Origin of the sequence: Sphingobium sp. MI1205, from assembly GCF_001563285.1 — a bacterium.
Taxonomy (GTDB): Bacteria; Pseudomonadota; Alphaproteobacteria; order Sphingomonadales; family Sphingomonadaceae; genus Sphingobium.
Window position 1 is genome coordinate 2,058,108 of record NZ_CP005188.1, and the last position, 17,975, is coordinate 2,076,082.

16 protein-coding genes and 1 tRNA gene are annotated in these 17,975 nt (G+C 63.3%); 11 read left to right on the top strand and 6 right to left on the bottom strand.

What is annotated here, in order from left to right:
* Nucleotides 1–435: 435 nt before the first annotated feature.
* The 3 genes from K663_RS09900 to folE are packed head-to-tail and all read right to left on the bottom strand — an operon-like array spanning nt 436 to nt 2,714.
* On the bottom strand, nt 436–1,212 hold the full coding sequence (locus K663_RS09900) for an enoyl-CoA hydratase-related protein (protein ID WP_062120642.1): 777 nt from the start codon (nt 1,210–1,212) through the stop codon (nt 436–438).
* Between the two features lie 60 nt (nt 1,213–1,272).
* On the bottom strand, nt 1,273–2,109 hold the full coding sequence (locus K663_RS09905) for an SDR family oxidoreductase (RefSeq protein WP_062116813.1): 837 nt from the start codon (nt 2,107–2,109) through the stop codon (nt 1,273–1,275).
* Complete coding sequence (folE, locus tag K663_RS09910; protein WP_062116816.1) at nt 2,106–2,714, bottom strand: GTP cyclohydrolase I FolE; 609 nt, start codon at nt 2,712–2,714, stop codon at nt 2,106–2,108. Before folE ends, K663_RS09905 begins: the two co-directional genes overlap by 4 nt.
* A gap of 191 nt (nt 2,715–2,905) precedes the next feature.
* Here folE and K663_RS09915 point away from each other — a divergent pair, with 191 nt between their 5' ends.
* On the top strand, nt 2,906–3,487 hold the full coding sequence (locus K663_RS09915) for a nucleotidyltransferase family protein (RefSeq protein WP_062116819.1): 582 nt from the start codon (nt 2,906–2,908) through the stop codon (nt 3,485–3,487).
* 6 nt (nt 3,488–3,493) lie between these two features.
* Here the strand turns inward: K663_RS09915 and K663_RS09920 are convergent, their stop codons facing one another.
* A complete protein-coding gene (locus K663_RS09920) occupies nt 3,494–5,155 on the bottom strand; it encodes an MFS transporter (RefSeq protein WP_062116822.1) in 1,662 nt (553 codons plus the stop codon).
* 174 nt (nt 5,156–5,329) lie between these two features.
* On the opposite strand from K663_RS09920, the gene K663_RS09925 reads away from it, so the two are divergent.
* The 5 genes from K663_RS09925 to pgl all read left to right on the top strand — a co-directional run bounded on the left by K663_RS09925 (nt 5,330) and on the right by pgl (nt 11,070).
* Nucleotides 5,330–6,538, top strand: coding sequence for an acetyl-CoA C-acetyltransferase (locus tag K663_RS09925; RefSeq protein ID WP_062116837.1), 1,209 nt, complete (start codon nt 5,330–5,332; stop codon nt 6,536–6,538).
* A 77-nt stretch (nt 6,539–6,615) separates the two neighbouring features.
* On the top strand, nt 6,616–8,793 hold the full coding sequence (locus K663_RS09930) for a 3-hydroxyacyl-CoA dehydrogenase NAD-binding domain-containing protein (RefSeq protein ID WP_062116840.1): 2,178 nt from the start codon (nt 6,616–6,618) through the stop codon (nt 8,791–8,793).
* 107 nt (nt 8,794–8,900) lie between these two features.
* Nucleotides 8,901–9,905 carry a UDP-glucose 4-epimerase GalE gene (gene galE / locus K663_RS09935; RefSeq protein WP_062116843.1) on the top strand — a complete coding sequence of 335 codons (1,005 nt, stop codon included), beginning with the start codon at nt 8,901–8,903 and terminating at the stop codon, nt 9,903–9,905.
* On the top strand, nt 9,902–10,375 hold the full coding sequence (locus K663_RS09940; protein WP_062116847.1) for a YbaK/EbsC family protein: 474 nt from the start codon (nt 9,902–9,904) through the stop codon (nt 10,373–10,375). Before galE ends, K663_RS09940 begins: the two co-directional genes overlap by 4 nt.
* Before the next feature lie 5 nt (nt 10,376–10,380).
* Nucleotides 10,381–11,070 (top strand): 6-phosphogluconolactonase, encoded by a 690-nt coding sequence (pgl, locus tag K663_RS09945; RefSeq protein WP_062116850.1) that lies wholly within the window; start codon nt 10,381–10,383, stop codon nt 11,068–11,070.
* Between the two features lie 4 nt (nt 11,071–11,074).
* Here the strand turns inward: pgl and K663_RS09950 are convergent, their stop codons facing one another.
* Nucleotides 11,075–11,338, bottom strand: a complete 264-nt coding sequence (locus tag K663_RS09950) for a hypothetical protein (protein WP_062116853.1) — start codon at nt 11,336–11,338, stop codon at nt 11,075–11,077.
* A gap of 56 nt (nt 11,339–11,394) precedes the next feature.
* On the opposite strand from K663_RS09950, the gene K663_RS09955 reads away from it, so the two are divergent.
* Nucleotides 11,395–12,534, top strand: a complete 1,140-nt coding sequence (locus K663_RS09955) for an aminotransferase class I/II-fold pyridoxal phosphate-dependent enzyme (RefSeq protein WP_062116856.1) — start codon at nt 11,395–11,397, stop codon at nt 12,532–12,534.
* 192 nt (nt 12,535–12,726) lie between these two features.
* On the opposite strand, the gene K663_RS09960 is transcribed toward K663_RS09955, so the two are convergent.
* A tRNA-Leu gene (locus tag K663_RS09960) sits at nt 12,727–12,811 on the bottom strand.
* A 196-nt stretch (nt 12,812–13,007) separates the two neighbouring features.
* Here K663_RS09960 and zwf point away from each other — a divergent pair.
* From zwf to eda, 4 genes are all read left to right on the top strand, one after another.
* Nucleotides 13,008–14,462 carry a glucose-6-phosphate dehydrogenase gene (gene zwf, locus K663_RS09965; protein WP_062116859.1) on the top strand — a complete coding sequence of 485 codons (1,455 nt, stop codon included), beginning with the start codon at nt 13,008–13,010 and terminating at the stop codon, nt 14,460–14,462.
* Nucleotides 14,455–16,281 carry a phosphogluconate dehydratase gene (gene edd, locus K663_RS09970; RefSeq protein WP_062116862.1) on the top strand — a complete coding sequence of 609 codons (1,827 nt, stop codon included), beginning with the start codon at nt 14,455–14,457 and terminating at the stop codon, nt 16,279–16,281. The genes zwf and edd overlap by 8 nt, the downstream gene beginning before the upstream one ends.
* Before the next feature lie 105 nt (nt 16,282–16,386).
* Nucleotides 16,387–17,352, top strand: coding sequence for a glucokinase (gene glk, locus K663_RS09975; RefSeq protein WP_062120645.1), 966 nt, complete (start codon nt 16,387–16,389; stop codon nt 17,350–17,352).
* Nucleotides 17,352–17,969, top strand: a complete 618-nt coding sequence (gene eda / locus K663_RS09980) for a bifunctional 4-hydroxy-2-oxoglutarate aldolase/2-dehydro-3-deoxy-phosphogluconate aldolase (RefSeq protein ID WP_062116865.1) — start codon at nt 17,352–17,354, stop codon at nt 17,967–17,969. Before glk ends, eda begins: the two co-directional genes overlap by 1 nt.
* Nucleotides 17,970–17,975: the final 6 nt, after the last annotated feature.

The window sequence follows — 17,975 nt, forward strand, 5'->3', positions numbered from 1 at the left end:
CTGGATCCGCTTCCGTTTCGGGATGCGATCATCGGACTCGGCGCGCGATGCTCGCCTGAAAGGCTATGCATCGTGTTGGCTCCGTCGTCTGGCATTTCGGCCATATTCCGCAGCCTGCCTTCAAATTCCCGATGACCGACGTTCGCTTTCGCGCGTGCACATCATCATCATTTGAAGACCATCCGGCTCTTGTTCGTTCCTTTCGGTTCCAACATTCACCTGATGTTCGAAACATCCGTCAAATCATTGATTTCTCGATGATTTGAAGATCCAGATTTCTCTGTTTCGTCGTTTGTTTCGATAATTGGATGGTCTCACCAAATGCGAGTCGCGCAAAGCGGAATCTGACATTCCCAAGACGATCCGCATCTAAAGCTGTGGATAATTGTGGATAATTTTTTTGGGCCCCGTTTTGGCGTGCTGCAAACCGCTTATTCAGCGGCCCTTCCACACGCCGGGGCGCTTTTCGACAAAGGCCGTCATGCCCTCAACCCGATCCTCGGTCGCCGTGAGCAACTGGAACAGGCGCCGTTCACTCAACAGGCCTTGCCCCAGTCCGGTTTCAAAGGCGAGGTTGACCATTTCTTTGTTCACCATCGTCGCCATTGGGGGCATCGCGGCGATGACGGCAGCAGTCTTGAGCGCGTCCTCCACCAGATCCGCAGCCGCGACGATACGCGAGACGAGGCCTGAACGCTCGGCTTCCTCAGCGCCCATCATCCGGCCGGTCAGGCACATTTCCATCGCCTTGGCCTTGCCCACGGCTTTCGTCAGGCGTTGCGAGCCACCCATGCCGGGTGCAACGCCCAGCTTGATTTCAGGCTGGCCGAATTTCGCGGTATCGGCCGCGATGATGAAGTCCGCCATCATCGCCAGTTCGCAGCCGCCACCGAGCGCAAAGCCCGCGACTGCCGCGATCCACGGCTTGCGGGTCGCGACGACATTCCTCTGCCAGCCGGAGAAGAAGTCCTCCAAAAAGAAATCGGCTGCGGCCTTGCTGGCCATTTCCTTAATGTCGGCGCCCGCGGCAAAGGCTTTTTCGCTGCCCGTCAGCACGAGGCAGAGTTGCGAAGGATCGGCATCATAGGCGGCGAAGGCAGCGCTAAGGTCCGCCAGCACCTGAGTATTGAGCGCATTCAGCGCCTGCGGCCGGTTGAGCGTGACAAGCGTCACCGCATCGCGCTGTTCGACCAGGATCGTTTCAAAGCTCATCATCATTTCCCTCAATTTCTGCGACGGCGCGCGTGGCGGGAGCGAAGCGGGCCTCGCCGCTCAGCGCCCCATATGCATGAAGTCGCGGTCATAACTGCGCAGGTGCGCGCCGCCATCGACATACAGCGTCTGCCCTGTAACAGCGCTTGCCTGCGCGAGATAGAGGGCGGCTTCGGCGATTTGTTCAGCCAGCGGCAGGCGACCGAGCGGCATGGCCGATTGCAGCCTTTCCATCTGTTCTTTGTCATAATCGGGCGTGGCGATGGTCAGGCCGGGCGCCACGGCGTTCACCCGGATATGGGGCGCGAGGCTGGACGCGGAAAGCCGGGTCAGTCCGGCGAGCGCTGTCTTGGACAGGGTGTAGGCCAATTGATCGGCGTGAGGATGGTCGATCCGCTGGTCGAGAATGTTGATGATGCAACGATCGACGACGCCCGCCGGGATTGTCGCGAAAGCCTTTGTCAGCAGTGCAGGCGCGGCGCAGTTGACGGCATAGTGCCGCATCAGATCGTCCGCGGTGACGCTGTCCAGCCGGTCCTGGCCGAAAATCGCCGCACTGTTCACCAATATGTCAGGCGGGCGACCGAACCGCTCCGCGACCTTCGCCACCAGTTCCTCGGCGGTTTCAGGATCGGAAAAGTCTGCGGTGAACCCGTCCCACTCGGTGCCGCTTTCGTCCAGCGCCAGCGCCAGCGCGGAATCGAGCCGGGTGTCGTGACTGCCGTGGATCGCCAGGGAATAGCCGGCACGCGCGAAGCCAGCGGCTATGACGCCGCCTAGCCGCCTGTGGCCGCCGGTGACAAGCGCCAACCGCTTGTTCGCCAGTGGCAGTGATCCTTCGGTCCGCCCGCGCGCGCCACCCAGTGGCCGGTAAGCGGGTGCTTCTTCCCCATTCACGATCCGATGAGCTTCAACACTTCCTCGCGACTCTTCTCATCGTCGCGGAACACGCCGAGCATGCGACTGGTCTTCATGAGGACGTTGGGCGTGCGTACGCCGCGACCCGTCATGCAGCCATGGGTCGCTTCGATGACGACGGCGACGCCCTGGGGGTTAAGATGCTCCCAGATGCAGTTGGCAACTTCGGCGGTCAGCCTTTCCTGCACCTGCAGCCGGTTGGAAAAGGCGTGCAGCACACGGGCCAGCTTCGATATGCCCACCACATATTTTCCGGGCAGATACGCGATGTGCGCCCGGCCGATGATCGGCGCCATATGATGTTCGCAGTGCGATTGGAACGGTATGTCCTTCAGCAGCACGATATCGTCATATCCGCCCACTTCATGGAAGATGCGCGACAGGTGATACGCCGGATCGTCATTATAACCCCGGCAATATTCGCGCCAGGCGCGGGCAACCCGTTCGGGCGTCTCCATCAGGCCTTCGCGATCGGGATTGTCGCCCGACCATCGGATCAGCGTTCGGATGGCATCTGCTACATCGGCAGGCACAGCTTCCTTGATCGCTTCGCCCGCAGCCTCTGCATCGGGATCATAGTCCATGGGACGTGCTGCTCCTGTCTGTCTTTGTTTAGCGGGCATATGGCGGCTATATAGCCAGAACGCCAGCCCCTGTTCTGATGCTCTTCAGATTTGCGGAATGGCTGGAATAACAACGCGAACTGAAAGAAGCCCACCTGCTGTCCATGCTTTTCCTGTCCCCCTCCCCACCCCATTCACAGGCAAGCTGACGCATGCGGACGGAACGGATCGCGGCCGTGCTCCTGGCCGCCGGTACATCATCGCGCTTTGGCGATGAGGACAAACTGATGGCCGATCTGCGCGGAAAGCCGGTGATCGCCCATACGCTTGAAGCCGTCGCCTCGCTTGCTTTCGCAGAGCTGGTCGCCGTCGCGCGGCCGATCGCACAGGCCCCGGCCATTCACCGGAAGCTGGAGCGGCGCGGCTACAGCGTCCTGACCAACGATCATCCCGAAGAAGGTCTGGCGAGCAGCATCCTGCTGGCCGTCGAACATGTCATGCCGATCAGGCGTTGCCGGGGCATCCTCATCTGCCTGGGCGACATGCCTTATGTTCCGCAATCTCATTATAACCGCATCTGCCTGGCGGCGGAGGATGTGCGATCGGTGGTGGCCAGCACCGATGGCTTCTCTTCTTCGCCGCCCGCCTTTATCGGGCGCAAGCATTTCCCCGAACTGCTGACGCTGCGGGGGGATCAAGGCGCGCGCGCCTTGCTGAGCCGAGGGGTACAGATAGAGGCGATGGGCAACACCCTGCGGGATATCGACACGCCCGACGATCTGCCTGAAGCCTAAGGACGATCAGCTGGACCGGGTGGGGTCCGTCATCGGATCGCCCATTTCTCGCACGTCTGGCATCCGACCGATTGGCAGCGACCCCGTCTGCCGTTCCAGCATGCGATGCACCACCGGCGGATCAGGCCCATGATGCAATGCCGCAAGAGCATCCCAATTCGCCAGATCGGCTATCGTTCGGCGGCTGTTATGCCGGACATAGTCCAGCCAGGTCGCTACATGATAGCGTTCGATCCACAGTTCCGGGTCGGCCAGGTCGCGAAGCAGCGACCAGCCATGCGCGCCGTCGCGCCGCCGGATACGCCGCCGCTCGCTCATCGCGGCGAGGAAGGGCACCACTGAACCCGATGGAATGCGATATTCTATCGTGACGACCACAGGGCCGCTGCGCGGCTCGATCGGGACCGCGGTTTGCGGTTCCTGCCAGCGATTGAGCAGATCCAGATTTTCGTCCCCCGTTTCGGAAAGCGGACGGGCCAGACCTATGGCAGCAGCCGCGAGCTGCGCCACGGCGGCAATGTGAAGCGAGGTCATCACGCCATAATGCTCGGCCAGCCAGCCGAATAACCATGCGCCTAGCGCCATGCCGCCGAACGCCATCATCTGGTACAACGCCACCGCGCGGGCGAGCACCCAGCGCGGGGCCGACATCTGGACCGAAACGTTGAAGGTCGAAAGGGCGACGACCCATCCCGCCCCGCACAGCATCAAGCCCGCAAGGGCCACGGCCAGCCACCCAGTCGAGGCGGCAATGGCCGTCCCAAGCGCCAGGGCAAGCGCGGCGGAGCGCACGATTGTCTCAATCGAATAGCGCTGCCTCAGCCTGCCCGAAGAAAGCGCGCCAAGCACCGCGCCGATGCCGAACGCCCCGCTGAGCAGGCCGAAGGTCAAGGCGCCGCCACCTAATATGTCGCGCGCGATCAGCGGCATGAGGGCTGACACCGCGCTCGCCCCGATGCCGAAGGCCGCCCCGCGAAGCAGGACCAGCTGGATCTTGGGCGACATGGAGACATAGCGCAGACCGGCGCGCATCGCGATGCCCAGCCGCTCACGCGGCAACAACTGCGGCGCGCGCTCCGGTCGCCAGCGCAGCAGCACGATGAAGAGCGCGATATAGCTTAGCGCATTGGTCAGGAAGGCAGCGGCCGCGCCTGCTGCCGCGACGATGACGCCACCCAGCGCCGGGCCGACGCTGCGCGCCAGGTTGAAGCCCATGCTGTTAAGGGCGACGGCGCTTGGCAATTGAGACCGCGGCACCATCTCACCGACCGACGCCTGCCATGCAGGGCCGTTGATGGCGGTTGCGCAGCCGACGAGAAAGGTGAACGCCAGAAGCGACCAGGGCGTCAGCATTCCTTCCCATGCAAACAGCGCGAGAAAAGCGGATACCACCAACATGAAGAGCTGGCAGGCGAGCATGACCAGCCGCCGGTCGATATTATCGGCCACTGCGCCCGCCCAGAGCGAGAGCAGCATGATCGGCAGCGTCGTCGATGCCGGAACCAGCGCGACCAGTTGCGGTGACGCGGAAAGCGACGTCATCATCCACGCCGCGCCGACAGATTGGATCAGGCCGCCGAAGTTGGACGCGAGGCTGGCGAACCATACCGCGCGAAAGATGGGGATGGCGAAAGGCGACGGCGCTGGAGGAGAATCGGCCTCTGACACTGGAAATGCATGAACCCCAAATCGACTGGAGCGTCAAACCCGCTGGAACCGCGATGGGTCCGCGAACGATTGAGATCGTGGAGGGGTAGCGCGTGCCGCGCGTTCTCGAAAGGGCTTGCACTTTACGTAAACGTAAATACATTTGCGGAGCCAGCGGAGAGGAATGACAAAGCAATGGAAGCCTTTATCTACGACGCCGTAAGGACGCCGCGCGGGCGGGGAAAGCCTGACGGATCGCTGCACGAAATCACGCCGATCCAGCTGGCGACGCAGGTGCTGGAGGCGGTACGGGACCGCAGCGACATCGACACGGCGGATGTCGACGATGTGATCCTGGGCTGCGTCACCCCTATAGGAGAGCAAGGCGGCGACATCGCCCGGGCGGCCGTGCTGAACGCCGATTATGCCCAGACCGTGCCGGGCGTGCAGATCAACCGTTTCTGTGCGTCGGGGCTGGAGGCGGTGAACATGGCCGCCGCGAAAATCTATTCAGGCGAAGCGGGCCTTGCGATCGGCGGTGGCGTCGAATCGATGAGCCGCGTGCCAATGTCAGCGGATGGTGGCGCGATCGCGATGGACCCGGCGGTCGCCTACAAGACCTATTTTGCTCCGCAAGGCATCGGCGCGGACGTGATCGCGACCAAGTTCGGGATCAGCCGCGACGACGCCGACGCCTATGCGGTGGAAAGCCAGCGGCGGGCCAAGGCGGCCTGGGACGAAGGGCGCTTTGCCAGATCCATCGTGCCGATACGCGATGTGATCGGCCAGGTCGCGCTGGACCATGACGAACATATGCGGCCCGATGCGACGATGCAGTCGCTCGCCGCGTTGAAGCCCAGCTTTGCCGCGCTGGGCGAAGACATGCCGGGCTTCGATGCGGTCGCGTTGCTGAAATATCCTGAGCTGGAGCGGGTCAACCATGTTCACCATGCCGGAAACAGCTCCGGCATCGTCGATGGCGCGGCTGCGGTGCTGGTCGGCAACAAGGATATGGGCGAGAAATATGGGCTGAAACCCCGCGCGCGCATCAAGGCTATGGCGTCGATCGGGTCGGAACCGCTGATCATGCTGACGGGGCCGGAATTCGTCGCGGGCAAGCTGCTCAACCGTGCGGGAATGAGCAGCCATGACATCGACCTGTGGGAACTGAACGAAGCGTTCGCCAGCGTCGTGCTGCGCTATATGCAGGCGATGGACCTCGACCATGACCGCATCAACGTGAATGGCGGCGCGATCGCGATGGGCCACCCGCTGGGCGCGACCGGGGCGATGGTACTGGGAACGGCGCTGGATGAGCTGGAACGGTCGGACAAGGGCACCGCGCTCATCAACCTATGCGTCGGCGCGGGCATGGGAACCGGGATCATCATCGAGCGGGTTTGAGAGAACAAAACTCCGTTTGTTGGCTGGGCGCGCGTGCTTCGACAGGCTCGGCACGAACGGAGGTGGGAGACAGGATTATGCAGACCATCAGCTTCGACATCGACAGCGACGGCATCGCCACGCTGACCATCGATGTGCCGGGACAGTCGATGAATGTCATCGGGCCGGAATTGCTGGCCGATCTGGACGCGGCGATTACCCGGCTTGCCTCGGAGGATGCGATCAAGGGCGCGGTCATCGCTTCGGGCAAGGACAGCGGGTTCATGGCCGGCATGGACCTGAAATATTTCGGGTCGATGTTGGTGAGCGAGGGCGGCAAGCGCCCTGCCCCGGCCGAGATTTTCGAGAAGGTTTTCGTGCTCAATCAGCTGTTCCGGCGGCTGGAGACATGCGGCAAGCCGGTGGCTTGTGCGATCGAGGGCACCTGTGTCGGCGGCGGGTTCGAACTGGCGCTGGCATGTCACCGGCGAATCGTGGGCGACAGCCCAAGGACGCAGCTTGGCCTGCCCGAAATCCTTATCGGCCTGTTCCCCGGCGGCGGCGGTTCGCAGCGCCTGCCCCGGATCATGGGCGTGCAGGCGGCGCTGCTGTACATGTTGCAGGGCAAGCTGTTCCGTCCGTCCGAAGCAGCGATGCTGAAGGTCGTGGACGAGGTGGTGCCGCAGGGGACAGCCGTCGAGAAAGCCAGAGCGTGGGTGAAGGCCAATCCATCCACCAATACGCAGCCCTGGGATGTGAAGGGATTCAAGTTCCCCGGCGGCGCGGGCGCGTTCAATCCGGGCTTCGTCCAGACGATGGTGGGCGCGATGCCGATGACGTTGAAGCAGGCGCAGCGCAATATGAATGCGCCGGTGGCGTTGCTGTCCGCCGTCTATGAAGGCGCGCTGCTGCCCTTTGACCGGGCGATCCGGGTGGAAAGCAAATATTTCGCCAAGGTGGCGGCGGACCCTCAGGCCGCAAACATGATCCGCAGCCTGTTCGTCAACAAGAACGCTGCCGAGCGCGGCGCGCGGCGGCCCAGGGAGGAGCCAAAGGCGCCAACGAAGAAGCTGGCCATGCTGGGCGCGGGCATGATGGGTGCGGGGATCGCCACGGTCGCGGCGCAGGCCGGGATGGAGGTGATGCTGTTCGACCGCGATCTGGCCTATGCGGAAAAGGGCAAGGCGCATGTCGAGGAGCAGCTGAAAAAGCGGCTGGGCAAGGGCATGACGCCCGAGAAGATGGCGCAGACGCTGGCGCGGGTTACGCCGACGACCGACTTCGAAGCGCTGGCCGGGGCAGACCTCGTGATCGAGGCGGTGTTCGAGGACATGGCGATCAAGGCCGAGGTGACGAAGAAGGTCGAGGAAGTGCTGGGGCCGGACGTGATTTTCGGGTCCAACACATCGACGCTGCCGATCACAAAGCTGGCCAAGGCATGGAGCAAGCCGGAAAATTTCATCGGCATCCACTTTTTCTCCCCCGTCGAAAAGATGCCGCTGGTGGAGATTATCCTGGGCAAGCAGACCGGCCCTGCGGCCATCGCCAAGGCGATGGATTTCGTGGCGCAGATCAAGAAGACGCCGATCGTCGTCAATGACTCGCGCGGTTTCTACACCTCGCGCTGCTTTGCGACCTATGTGCAGGAAGGCGTCGAGATGGTCGCCGAGGGGATCAACCCAGCGCTGATCGAAAATGCCGGGCGGCAGCTGGGCATGCCGGTCGGCCCGCTGGCGGTGGGCGATGAGGTGTCTATCGAACTGGGGCACAAGATCGTCGTCGCCGCGCAGAAGGCACTGGGCGACGCCTATGTCCCGCAGCCCTCCGATGCGGTCATGGCGCGGATGGTCGAACTGGGTCGGCTGGGACGCAAGAACGGCAAAGGATGGTATGACTATCCCGAGGGCGGAAAGAAGCATTTGTGGCCCGGCCTCGACGACATGTTCCCGCGCGCAGCCATGCAGCCCGATGTCGAGGAGGTGAAGGAACGGCTGCTTTACCGGCAACTGGCCGAATGCGCGCGTTGCTATGAGGAAGGCGTGCTGGAAACGGTCGAGGATGGCGATCTGGGCGCGATCTTCGGCTGGGGCTTTGCGCCATGGACCGGCGGGCCGTTCAGCCACATGGACACGGTCGGCATCGGTCATGTGGTGGCGGTGCTGGAACGGCTGTCGGCGCGGCATGGCGACCGCTTCGCGCCCACGGTGCAGTTGCAGGACATGGCGGCGAGCGGGACGACCTTTTACGAGCCCGTTTCATCTCGCGCCGCAGCATGAATGGGGTGGGAATCATGGATTCAGTGGGTTAGGTCTGCTGGCAAGTCGTGCTGACGGGCTGCCTTTCTGGCAGCCCCCCAGCCACCTTGTCAGAGGAAGCCCTGTTTATGAGCGAAAAGCCTGCGGTTCTGGTGACGGGCGGAGCCGGCTATATCGGCAGCCACGCCGTTTTGGCGCTGCGCGACGCGGGTTATGGCGTCGTGGTGATCGACAATCTGGTGACGGGCTTCCGCTGGGCGGTTCCCGATGATCTGGCTTTCGTCGCAGGCGATATCGCCGACCAGCCGCTGGTTCAGCAGACGCTGCGCGATCATGACGTCAAGGCGGTGATGCACTTCGCCGGATCGGTCGTGGTGCCTGAATCAGTCGAAAATCCGCTGAAATATTATCACAACAACAGCGCCAAGACCCGTGACCTGATCGAAAGCGTCGTTGCTGTAGGCGTGCCGCATTTCATCTTTTCATCGACGGCGGCCACCTATGGCATCCCGGAGGAAAGCCCGGTCAAGGAAACGACGCCGCAGCGGCCGATCAACCCCTATGGCATGTCGAAACTGATGACCGAATATATGTTGCGGGACGTCAGTGCGGCGCATGCGATGAATTTCTGCGCGCTGCGTTACTTCAACGTGGCGGGCGCCGATCCGGCGGGACGGACGGGCCAATCCACCGCAGGCGCGACCCATCTTATCAAGGTCGCGGTCGAAGCGGCGCTGGGCAAGCGGGAGGCGGTTTCGGTGTTCGGGACCGACTTCGACACGCCCGACGGCACGGGCGTGCGCGACTATATTCATGTCACCGACCTGGCGGCGGCGCATGTGCTGGCGCTGGAGGCGTTGATGGCCAAGCCTGAGCAGAATTACCTGCTCAACTGCGGCTATGGGCGCGGCTTTTCGGTTCTGGAAGTGCTGGACGCGGTGGATCGGGTGACCAACCTCAAGATCGACCGGCGGATGGAAGGACGGCGGGCGGGCGACCCGGATTCGCTGATTTCCGACAACCGGGCGATCATGGCCGAATTTCCCTGGCAGCCGCGCTATGCCGATCTGGACCAGATCGTCACCCATGCCCTTGCCTGGGAACGCAAGCTGACCGAGATACGCGCGGAATGAGCGAGGGCTCGGTTCGCGCATTTTTCTCCGCCCATGCGCCCGACGTCGCGATCATCGACCAGGGGGTAAGCACCGCCACGGTCAATGAGGCGGCCGAGGCACTGGGCGTTGTTCCCGCGCGGATCGCCAAGACATTGTCGCTGCGCGTCGGGGACGAAGTGGCGCTGGTCGTCGCGCGGGGCGACGCCCGGCTTCATAATGGCAAGGCCAAGGCCGCGCTGGGCGCCAAGCCGCGCATGCTGGGGCTGGAGGAAGTGGAGGGCCTGACCGGACATCCGGTTGGCGGCGTATGCCCGTTCGGACTTGCCTCCCCCCTGCCCGTCTATTGTGATATTTCGTTGCAGGATTTCGAGACGGTTTTCCCGGCTGCGGGATCACGGACGGCTTCGGTGGAGTTGACGCCTGCGCGGCTGGCGGAACTGACCGGCGCGCGATGGGTCGATATCTGCACCCTTCCTGAAGAGAATTGAGCGACATGCCTACTGAACATCTTTTCATCGATGGCGCGCTGGCGGCGGCGGACATGGCGCGGCGGATCACCTTCATTCTGAACGATGCCGTTGCCACGAGAGGCGTGGCGACGATCGCCCTTTCTGGTGGGCGGTCGCCACGACCGGTGCTGGAGGCACTATCGGAAGCGGCGATGGATTGGGAGAAGGTGATCGTCACGCTGGTTGATGAGCGATGGGTCGCGCCTGATCATGCTGACAGCAACGAACGGCTGGTGCGCGAGACATTGCTGCGCGGCGAGGCTGCAAAGGCCCGGTTCGTGCCGATGAAGAATGAGGCGGCGGACGCCTATGCCGGACAGGCGGCGTGTGAGGCAGACTTTGCCGCGCTCCCATGGCCGCTGGACATCGTGCTGCTGGGGATGGGGGAAGATGGGCATACCGCGTCGCTCTTCCCGCAAGCGCGGGAGCTGGCGGAGGGGCTTTCAACCAGTGCGCTGACGCTGGCGGCGACGCCGCCCGCCGCGCCGCACCAGCGCATGTCGCTGAGCGCGCAGGCAATCTTGAACAGCCGCCATATCTTCCTGCAAATCGGCGGCGCGGCGAAGAAGGCCGTTTACGAGCGCGCGCTGGCTGGCGGGCCGGTCGAGGAATTGCCGATCCGGCTGGCTCTGTGCCAGCATGGCGTGTCGGTAGAGGTGTGGATTTCCGAGTGAGGCGTCAGTCGCGCGGCTTGTGCCTCGAAATGAGGTAGCGCCAGACGCCGACCAGATTAATGAACAGCAGCGCGATATTCTGAAAGCCGATGCCTTCGCTGTCTTCGGACAGAAATCCCCAGCCGATCAGGGCTATGGACGACGTCACGAACAGCACGAAAGCCCAGCCTGTAATACGGCGGCCCAGATTGAGGGAGACGATGAGAGCGGCGATCGTCGCGGCTCCGGCGCCATAATATTGGAGGGCATCCAGGATTGTTTCGTTCACAGGGATGCCCAACGCCGCGATTGTGACAAGGTTGCAGCGCGCGTAAGAGGCAGCCCATGATTGCCGACATTGATCCTTTCCACGCCATCGCCATTAGCGGCGAAGCGCACCGGCTGGAGGCGCAGGGCCGCTCCATCCTGCACATGGAATTCGGGCAGCCTTCGACCGGCGCGCCCAGCGCCGCCATCGCCGAGGCGCACCGGGTGCTGGACCGCGATCCTATGGGCTATTGGGAAAGCCCGGCGCTGAAAGAACGGATCGCGCGGCTTTATGACGATCGCTATGGCGTGGCGGTGAAGCCGGACCAGATATTGCTGACCTGCGGCGCGTCGCCGGGGCTGGTGCTGGCGCTTAGTTGCCTGTTCGCACCGGGCGCGCGGGTGGCGACGGCGCGGCCGGGCTACGTGGCGTACCGCAATACGTTGAAGGCGCTGTATCTGGAGCCGGTGGAGGTCGATTGCGGGCCAGCCGAACGCTACCAGATCAGCGCGGCGGCGCTGGAGGCGATGGAACCCGCGCCAGATGGAGTGATCATCGCCAGCCCCGCCAATCCGACCGGCACGATCATTCCAGCGGACGAGCTGGCGCGAATCGCGGAGGTCTGCGCCCGGCGCGGCATCAGCATCGTGTCGGACGAGATTTATCATGGCCTGTCCTATGGCGAACCGGCCCATTCGATGCTGGAATTCGCGTCTGACACAGTGGTTGTTAACAGCTTTTCCAAATATTTCTCGATGGCGGGCTGGCGGTTGGGATGGGTGCTGTTTCCCCCCGCGCTGATCGACGCGGCGCGCGCGCGGATGGGCAATCTATTCCTGACGCCCCCTTCCCTTGCGCAGCATGCGGGGTTGAAGGCATTCGACTGCGTCGATGAGCTGGAGGGGCATGTCGCCACCTACCGGCGGAACCGCGAACTGCTGCTGGCGGCGCTGCCTGCGCTCGGCCTCAAAGAAATCGCGCCGCCGGACGGGGCCTTCTACATCTATGCCGATGTCGGGCATTTGACGGATGACAGCCTTTCCTTCTGCCAGAGGCTGCTCGAAGAAACCGGGGTGGCGACCGCGCCGGGGATCGATTTCGACCCGGTCGATGGCCGGCGGCACATCCGCATCAGCTTTGCCGTATCGACAGACCGCGTCGAGGAAGCGATCAGGCGGCTGATCCCCTGGTTCAAGGCACAGCCCGCCAAGAAATAGCACCCGGCGCAAACCCATCCATTTCGGGATTATCTCGTCCAAAATGGATGAAAGGGCGATCATTAACTAGAATTGTCATGATTGCGCGTTAGGAGACGTACCGCGACCCGAGGCTTTTACTATGTAAAAGCTCACCTGGCCCGGTGGCTTCATGCTGCCGGGCCATTTTTACATCGGCCCATCAAAGGGATATGGTGCGGGCGGTCGGAATCGAACCGACACTCCTTTCGGAACCGGATTTTGAGTCCGGCGCGTCTACCAGTTTCACCACGCCCGCATGCATGGTTGCTGGCGCCAAATGGCAAAATCAGCCGCCAGCGTCCAGACAAAAATCAGCGAGGACGCCACAGATGATTTTCAGGCGGTTGCGGCAGGCCGTCAGCCCGGATAGCTTGCTTGCGTAACGAAACTCACCTGTTATAGGACCGTTTCGTGCAGACCTGACATATCCTCAAAACGGAAAAGGGCATCCTTTGACCGATCCGTCTGCCACATTCCTGCTATTCGGTGCGACCGGCGATCTGGCGCACCGCATGATTTTCCCCTCACTCTACAATCTACTGGCCGACGGCCTGCTGCCTGAAGACTTCATGATCGTCGCATCGGGCCGTACCGAAATGGACGACGAGGCCTTTCGCGCCGACATAGACGAGGCGCTGCGGAAGTTCGTCGGTACGGACCGTTATGACGAGGAAGTCGCCACGCGGTTGAGGGCGATTATCTTTTACCAGCCCGTCGAAGCGGGCAATGCGGCACAGTTCAAGAAACTGGCCGAGCGGCTGGACGGCCGCGCAGACGGAGGCCTGTCGGTCTATCTGTCCACGCCCCCTTCCCTGTTCGCGCCCACGGCACAGGGACTTGCCGAGGCGGGATTGATCATGCCGACGACGCGCATCGCGATGGAAAAGCCGATCGGCAAGGATCTTGCCTCTTCCAAGGAGGTGAACAACGGCATCGGCGCGCTGTTCGACGAAAGCCAGATATTCCGCGTCGATCACTATCTGGGCAAGGAAACGGTGCAAAACCTGCTCGCCCTGCGTTTCGGCAATGTCATGTTCGAACCATTGTGGAATGCGACGGCGATCGACCATGTCCAGATCACGGTGGGCGAAACCGTGGGCCTGGAAGGGCGCGTTTCCTATTATGACGGCGTCGGCGCGCTGCGCGACATGGTCCAGAACCATGTGTTGCAGATCCTGTCCATCATCGCGATGGAGCCGCCCGCCCGCATGGACCCGACGGCGGTGCGCGATGAAAAGGTGAAGGTGCTGCGGTCCCTGCGCCCGATGACGGCCGACGCGGTCAAGAGCAACAGCGTGCGCGGCCAATATGCGCCGGGCGCAGTCGGCGGACAGATCGTGACGGGCTATGCCGATGAGCTGGGCAAGCCGTCCGACACGGAAACCTTCGTCGCGCTGAAGGCCCATATCGACAATTGGCGATGGCAGGGCGTGCCATTTTATCTGCGCACCGGCAAGCGGATGCCCACCCGCCAGTCGGAAATCCAGATCCAGTTCAAGCCCGTCCGCCATTCGATCTTTGGCCGCAACGGCGGGCTGGAGCCGAACACCATGATCATCCACCTGCAGCCGGAAGAATATATCCGCCTGCTGATCATGAGCAAAAGGCCGGGACTGGAGCGCGACGTGCATCTGGAGGAAGTGGCGCTGGACGTGTCACTGACCGCCGCATTTGCCGGGCAGCGCCGCCGCATCGCCTATGAAAGGCTGATCCTGGACCTGCTCGCGGGCGACCAGACGCTGTTCGTGCGCCGCGACGAGGTCGAAGCGCAATGGACATGGATCGATTCAATCATCGACGGATGGAAAGAGGCGGGAATCAAGCCTTCGCCCTATGCGTCGGGGAACTGGGGGCCGTCCTCAGCCATTGCCCTGATCGAACGAGACGGAGCGAGCTGGCATGACTGACCTTCATCCGGTGATCGCCAAGGTCACCGACCGCATCGTGAAGCGTAGCGCGTCGCGCCGCTGCCAATATCTCGACCTGATCGAGCGCGGGCGCGATGCGGGCACCAATCGCACGCAGTTGAGCTGTGGAAACCTGGCCCATGCCTTTGCCGCGAGCGGTGAGGACAAGCCGGCGATCCGCACCGGCGGTGCAATGAACATCGGCATCGTCACCGCCTATAACGACATGCTGTCGGCGCATCAGCCCTATGGCCGCTATCCCGAAGCGATCAAGATCGCGGCGCGCGAAGTGGGCGCGACGGCGCAGGTCGCGGGCGGCGTACCCGCCATGTGCGATGGCGTGACGCAGGGGCAGGCGGGCATGGACCTGTCGCTTTTTTCCCGCGACACCATCGCCCTGTCGACCGCCGTGGCGTTGAGCCATGCCATGTTCGAGGGTGCGGCGCTGCTAGGCATATGCGACAAGATCGTGCCGGGCCTGCTGATCGGCGCGCTGCGTTTCGGGCACCTGCCGACCATCCTGATCCCCGCTGGCCCCATGCCATCAGGCCTTGCCAACAAGGAAAAGGTGCGGATCAGGCAGCTTTACGCCGAGGGCAAGGTCGGCAAGGAAGAACTGCTGGAATCGGAAAGCGCCAGCTATCATGGCGCGGGCACCTGCACTTTCTACGGCACGGCCAACAGCAACCAGATGATGATGGAAGTGATGGGACTGCACATGCCCTGCGCGTCCTTCGTCAATCCCGGCACCAAGCTGCGCAGCGAACTGACGCGGGCGGCAGTGCACCGGCTGGCGGCAATCGGCTGGGACGGCGACGATTACCGGCCGCTGGGCCACTGCGTCGATGAAAAGGCGATCGTGAACGCCATCATCGGCCTGATGGCGACCGGCGGATCGACCAACCATGCGATCCATGTGCCCGCGATCGCGCGGGCAGCGGGCATCCATGTCGATTGGACCGACTTTGCCGAGATTTCCGATGTCGTGCCGTTGCTGGCGCGGGTCTATCCCAATGGCGCGGGAGATGTGAATCATTTCCACGCGGCGGGCGGCATGTCGGTTGTGATCCGGGAATTGCTGGACAATGGGCTGCTGCACCGGGACATATTGACCGTCGCGCGTGATGGACTGACCGATTATGGCAAGGAGCCGGTGCTGGAGGACGAAGCGCTGCAATGGCGCGACGTCCCTGCCTCGCGCGATGAATCGATCCTGCGGCCGGTGTCCAATCCCTTCAGCCCCGATGGCGGCATGCGTCTGCTGTCGGGCAATCTGGGCCGCTGCGTCATGAAGGTGAGCGCGGTGGACAAGGAACGCTGGACCATTGAGGCACCCGCCGCGATCTTCCACGACCAGGATGATGTGCTCCGCGCATTCAAGGCGGGCGAACTGGAGCGGGACGTCATCGTCGTCGTGCGTTTTCAGGGACCGCGCGCAAACGGCATGCCGGAACTGCACAAGCTGACGCCAGCACTGGGCGTGCTGCAGGATCGCGGCTTTCGCGTCGCGCTGCTGACGGATGGGCGCATGTCGGGCGCTTCTGGCAAGGTGCCAGCGGCGATCCATCTTTCGCCCGAGGCATTGGGCGGCGGGCCGATCGGCAAGCTGCGCGACGGCGACATGGTGCGCGTCTGCGCCGAAAAGGGCCTCGTCGAGGCGCTGGTCGATGCAGCGGAGTGGGACGCGCGCGACATGCCCGTCCCGCCGCCCGCGCCCTATGACACGGGCCGCGAACTGTTTGCGCTGTTCCGGCGCCATAGCGACCTTGCGGAACAGGGCGCGTCGCCGGTGCTGGCGGCGATGGAAACTGAATTGTGAGGAACGTCATCCCAGCGAAGGCTGGGATCTTGTGGCGCTGGTCCGTACCCGGCGATTGAGATGCCAGCTTTCGCTGGCATGACGATGAATGATGGGATGCCCCGAATGACCGACATCATCGCCGCCGACATTGGTGGCACCAACGCCCGCTTTGCCCGCGCGAAGCTGAGCGCGCGCAATGTGCCGACGCTGGGCAAGGTGCGCAAATACAAGGTTGCGGACTTCCCCAGCCTGCAGGCCTGCTGGGCGGCCTATGTCCGGGACGAAGGCGGCGACCTGCCCAAGGCAGCGTCGATCGCCTTTGCCACCGCGATCGGGCGTGACGTCATCAAGCTGACCAACAGCAGCTGGATGATCCGGCCCGATACGCTGGACGAGGAACTGGGCCTCAAGCAGATGCGGCTCGTCAATGATTTCGAAGCGGTGGCCCACGCCGTCGCGCGGCTACCCAAGGACAATCTGCCGCTGCTGTTCGGCGAGGACCGGCCTTTTCCCGAAGATGGCGGAGTCACGGTGGTAGGGCCGGGCACGGGCCTTGGCGTCTCCATGATTGCGTTCGACGATGGCGAACCGCATGTGATCGCGACCGAGGGCGGACATCTGGATTTCGCGCCGCTCGACCCGCTGGAAGAAAAGATCCTGACCTATCTGCGCGACAAATTCCTGCGCGTATCGACCGAACGCCTCGTGTCGGGGCCGGGCCTCAACAATATCTACAAGGCGATGGCGACCATCGGCCATGACCGCGTCATGCTGATGGAGGATGCCGAACTGTGGCAGGCGGCGATTGATGGCACGGACGAATTCGCGCGCGCAGCGTTTGACCGCTTCTGCCTTTGCTACGGCTCGGTCGTCGGTGACCTCGCGCTCGCGCAGGGGCCGCACGCCGTGGTGCTGGCCGGGGGGCTGACGCAACGGATGCGCGAACTGCTGCCCCAGAGCGGCTTTCATCGGCGTTTCAAGGCCAAGGGTCGTTTTGAAAGCCTGATGGCGACCGTGCCGATCCGCCTCGCCCTGCACGAAGAGATTGGCCTCTATGGCGCTGCCGCCGCCTTTCGGGAGAAGAAATAATGTCGCTGAGCGTTGAACAGGTCATGGAATTGGCGCCGGTCATTCCGGTGCTGGTGGTCGATCGGGTAGAGGACGCCCTGCCCCTCGCGCAGGCTCTGGTGAAGGGCGGCCTGCCCGCGCTGGAAGTTACGCTGCGCACCCCCGCCGCGCTGGACGTGATCCGTGAGATGGCGAAGGTGGACGGCGCGGTGGTGGGCGCGGGCACGGTGCTGAACCCTTCGCAGCTGGACGCCGCGATGGAGGCGGGCGCGCGCTTCATCGTCAGCCCCGGCCTTACCAAACCGCTGGGCAAGGCAGCAGTGGCGGCGCGCATCCCGTTCCTGCCGGGCACGGCGACGGCGGCGGACATCATGCGGGGGCTGGACCTTGGCCTTACGCACTTCAAATTCTTTCCAGCGGAGACCTCCGGTGGCCTGCCCGCGTTGAAGGCGCTGGCCGCGCCGCTGCATATGGCGCGCTTTTGCCCCACCGGTGGCATTACGGCGGAAAGCGCGCCGAAATGGCTGGCCGAACCCTTCGTCAAATGCGTCGGCGGCAGCTGGGTCGTGCCCAAAGGCCCAATCGACCCTGCGAAGATCGAGGCGCTGGCTCGCACGGCGGCGGCGTTGCCGCGCTGACGCCAT

Coding starts and splice junctions, on each gene's coding strand:
- pgl (WP_062116850.1), top strand. CDS start 10,381: ATGCCTACTGAACATCTTTTCATCGATGGCGCGCTGGCGGCGGCGGAC.
- glk (WP_062120645.1), top strand. CDS start 16,387: ATGACCGACATCATCGCCGCCGACATTGGTGGCACCAACGCCCGCTTT.
- K663_RS09940 (WP_062116847.1), top strand. CDS start 9,902: ATGAGCGAGGGCTCGGTTCGCGCATTTTTCTCCGCCCATGCGCCCGAC.
- K663_RS09955 (WP_062116856.1), top strand. CDS start 11,395: ATGATTGCCGACATTGATCCTTTCCACGCCATCGCCATTAGCGGCGAA.
- folE (WP_062116816.1), bottom strand. CDS start 2,714: ATGGACTATGATCCCGATGCAGAGGCTGCGGGCGAAGCGATCAAGGAA.
- K663_RS09900 (WP_062120642.1), bottom strand. CDS start 1,212: ATGAGCTTTGAAACGATCCTGGTCGAACAGCGCGATGCGGTGACGCTT.
- K663_RS09925 (WP_062116837.1), top strand. CDS start 5,330: ATGGAAGCCTTTATCTACGACGCCGTAAGGACGCCGCGCGGGCGGGGA.
- galE (WP_062116843.1), top strand. CDS start 8,901: ATGAGCGAAAAGCCTGCGGTTCTGGTGACGGGCGGAGCCGGCTATATC.
- edd (WP_062116862.1), top strand. CDS start 14,455: ATGACTGACCTTCATCCGGTGATCGCCAAGGTCACCGACCGCATCGTG.
- K663_RS09930 (WP_062116840.1), top strand. CDS start 6,616: ATGCAGACCATCAGCTTCGACATCGACAGCGACGGCATCGCCACGCTG.
- K663_RS09915 (WP_062116819.1), top strand. CDS start 2,906: ATGCGGACGGAACGGATCGCGGCCGTGCTCCTGGCCGCCGGTACATCA.
- eda (WP_062116865.1), top strand. CDS start 17,352: ATGTCGCTGAGCGTTGAACAGGTCATGGAATTGGCGCCGGTCATTCCG.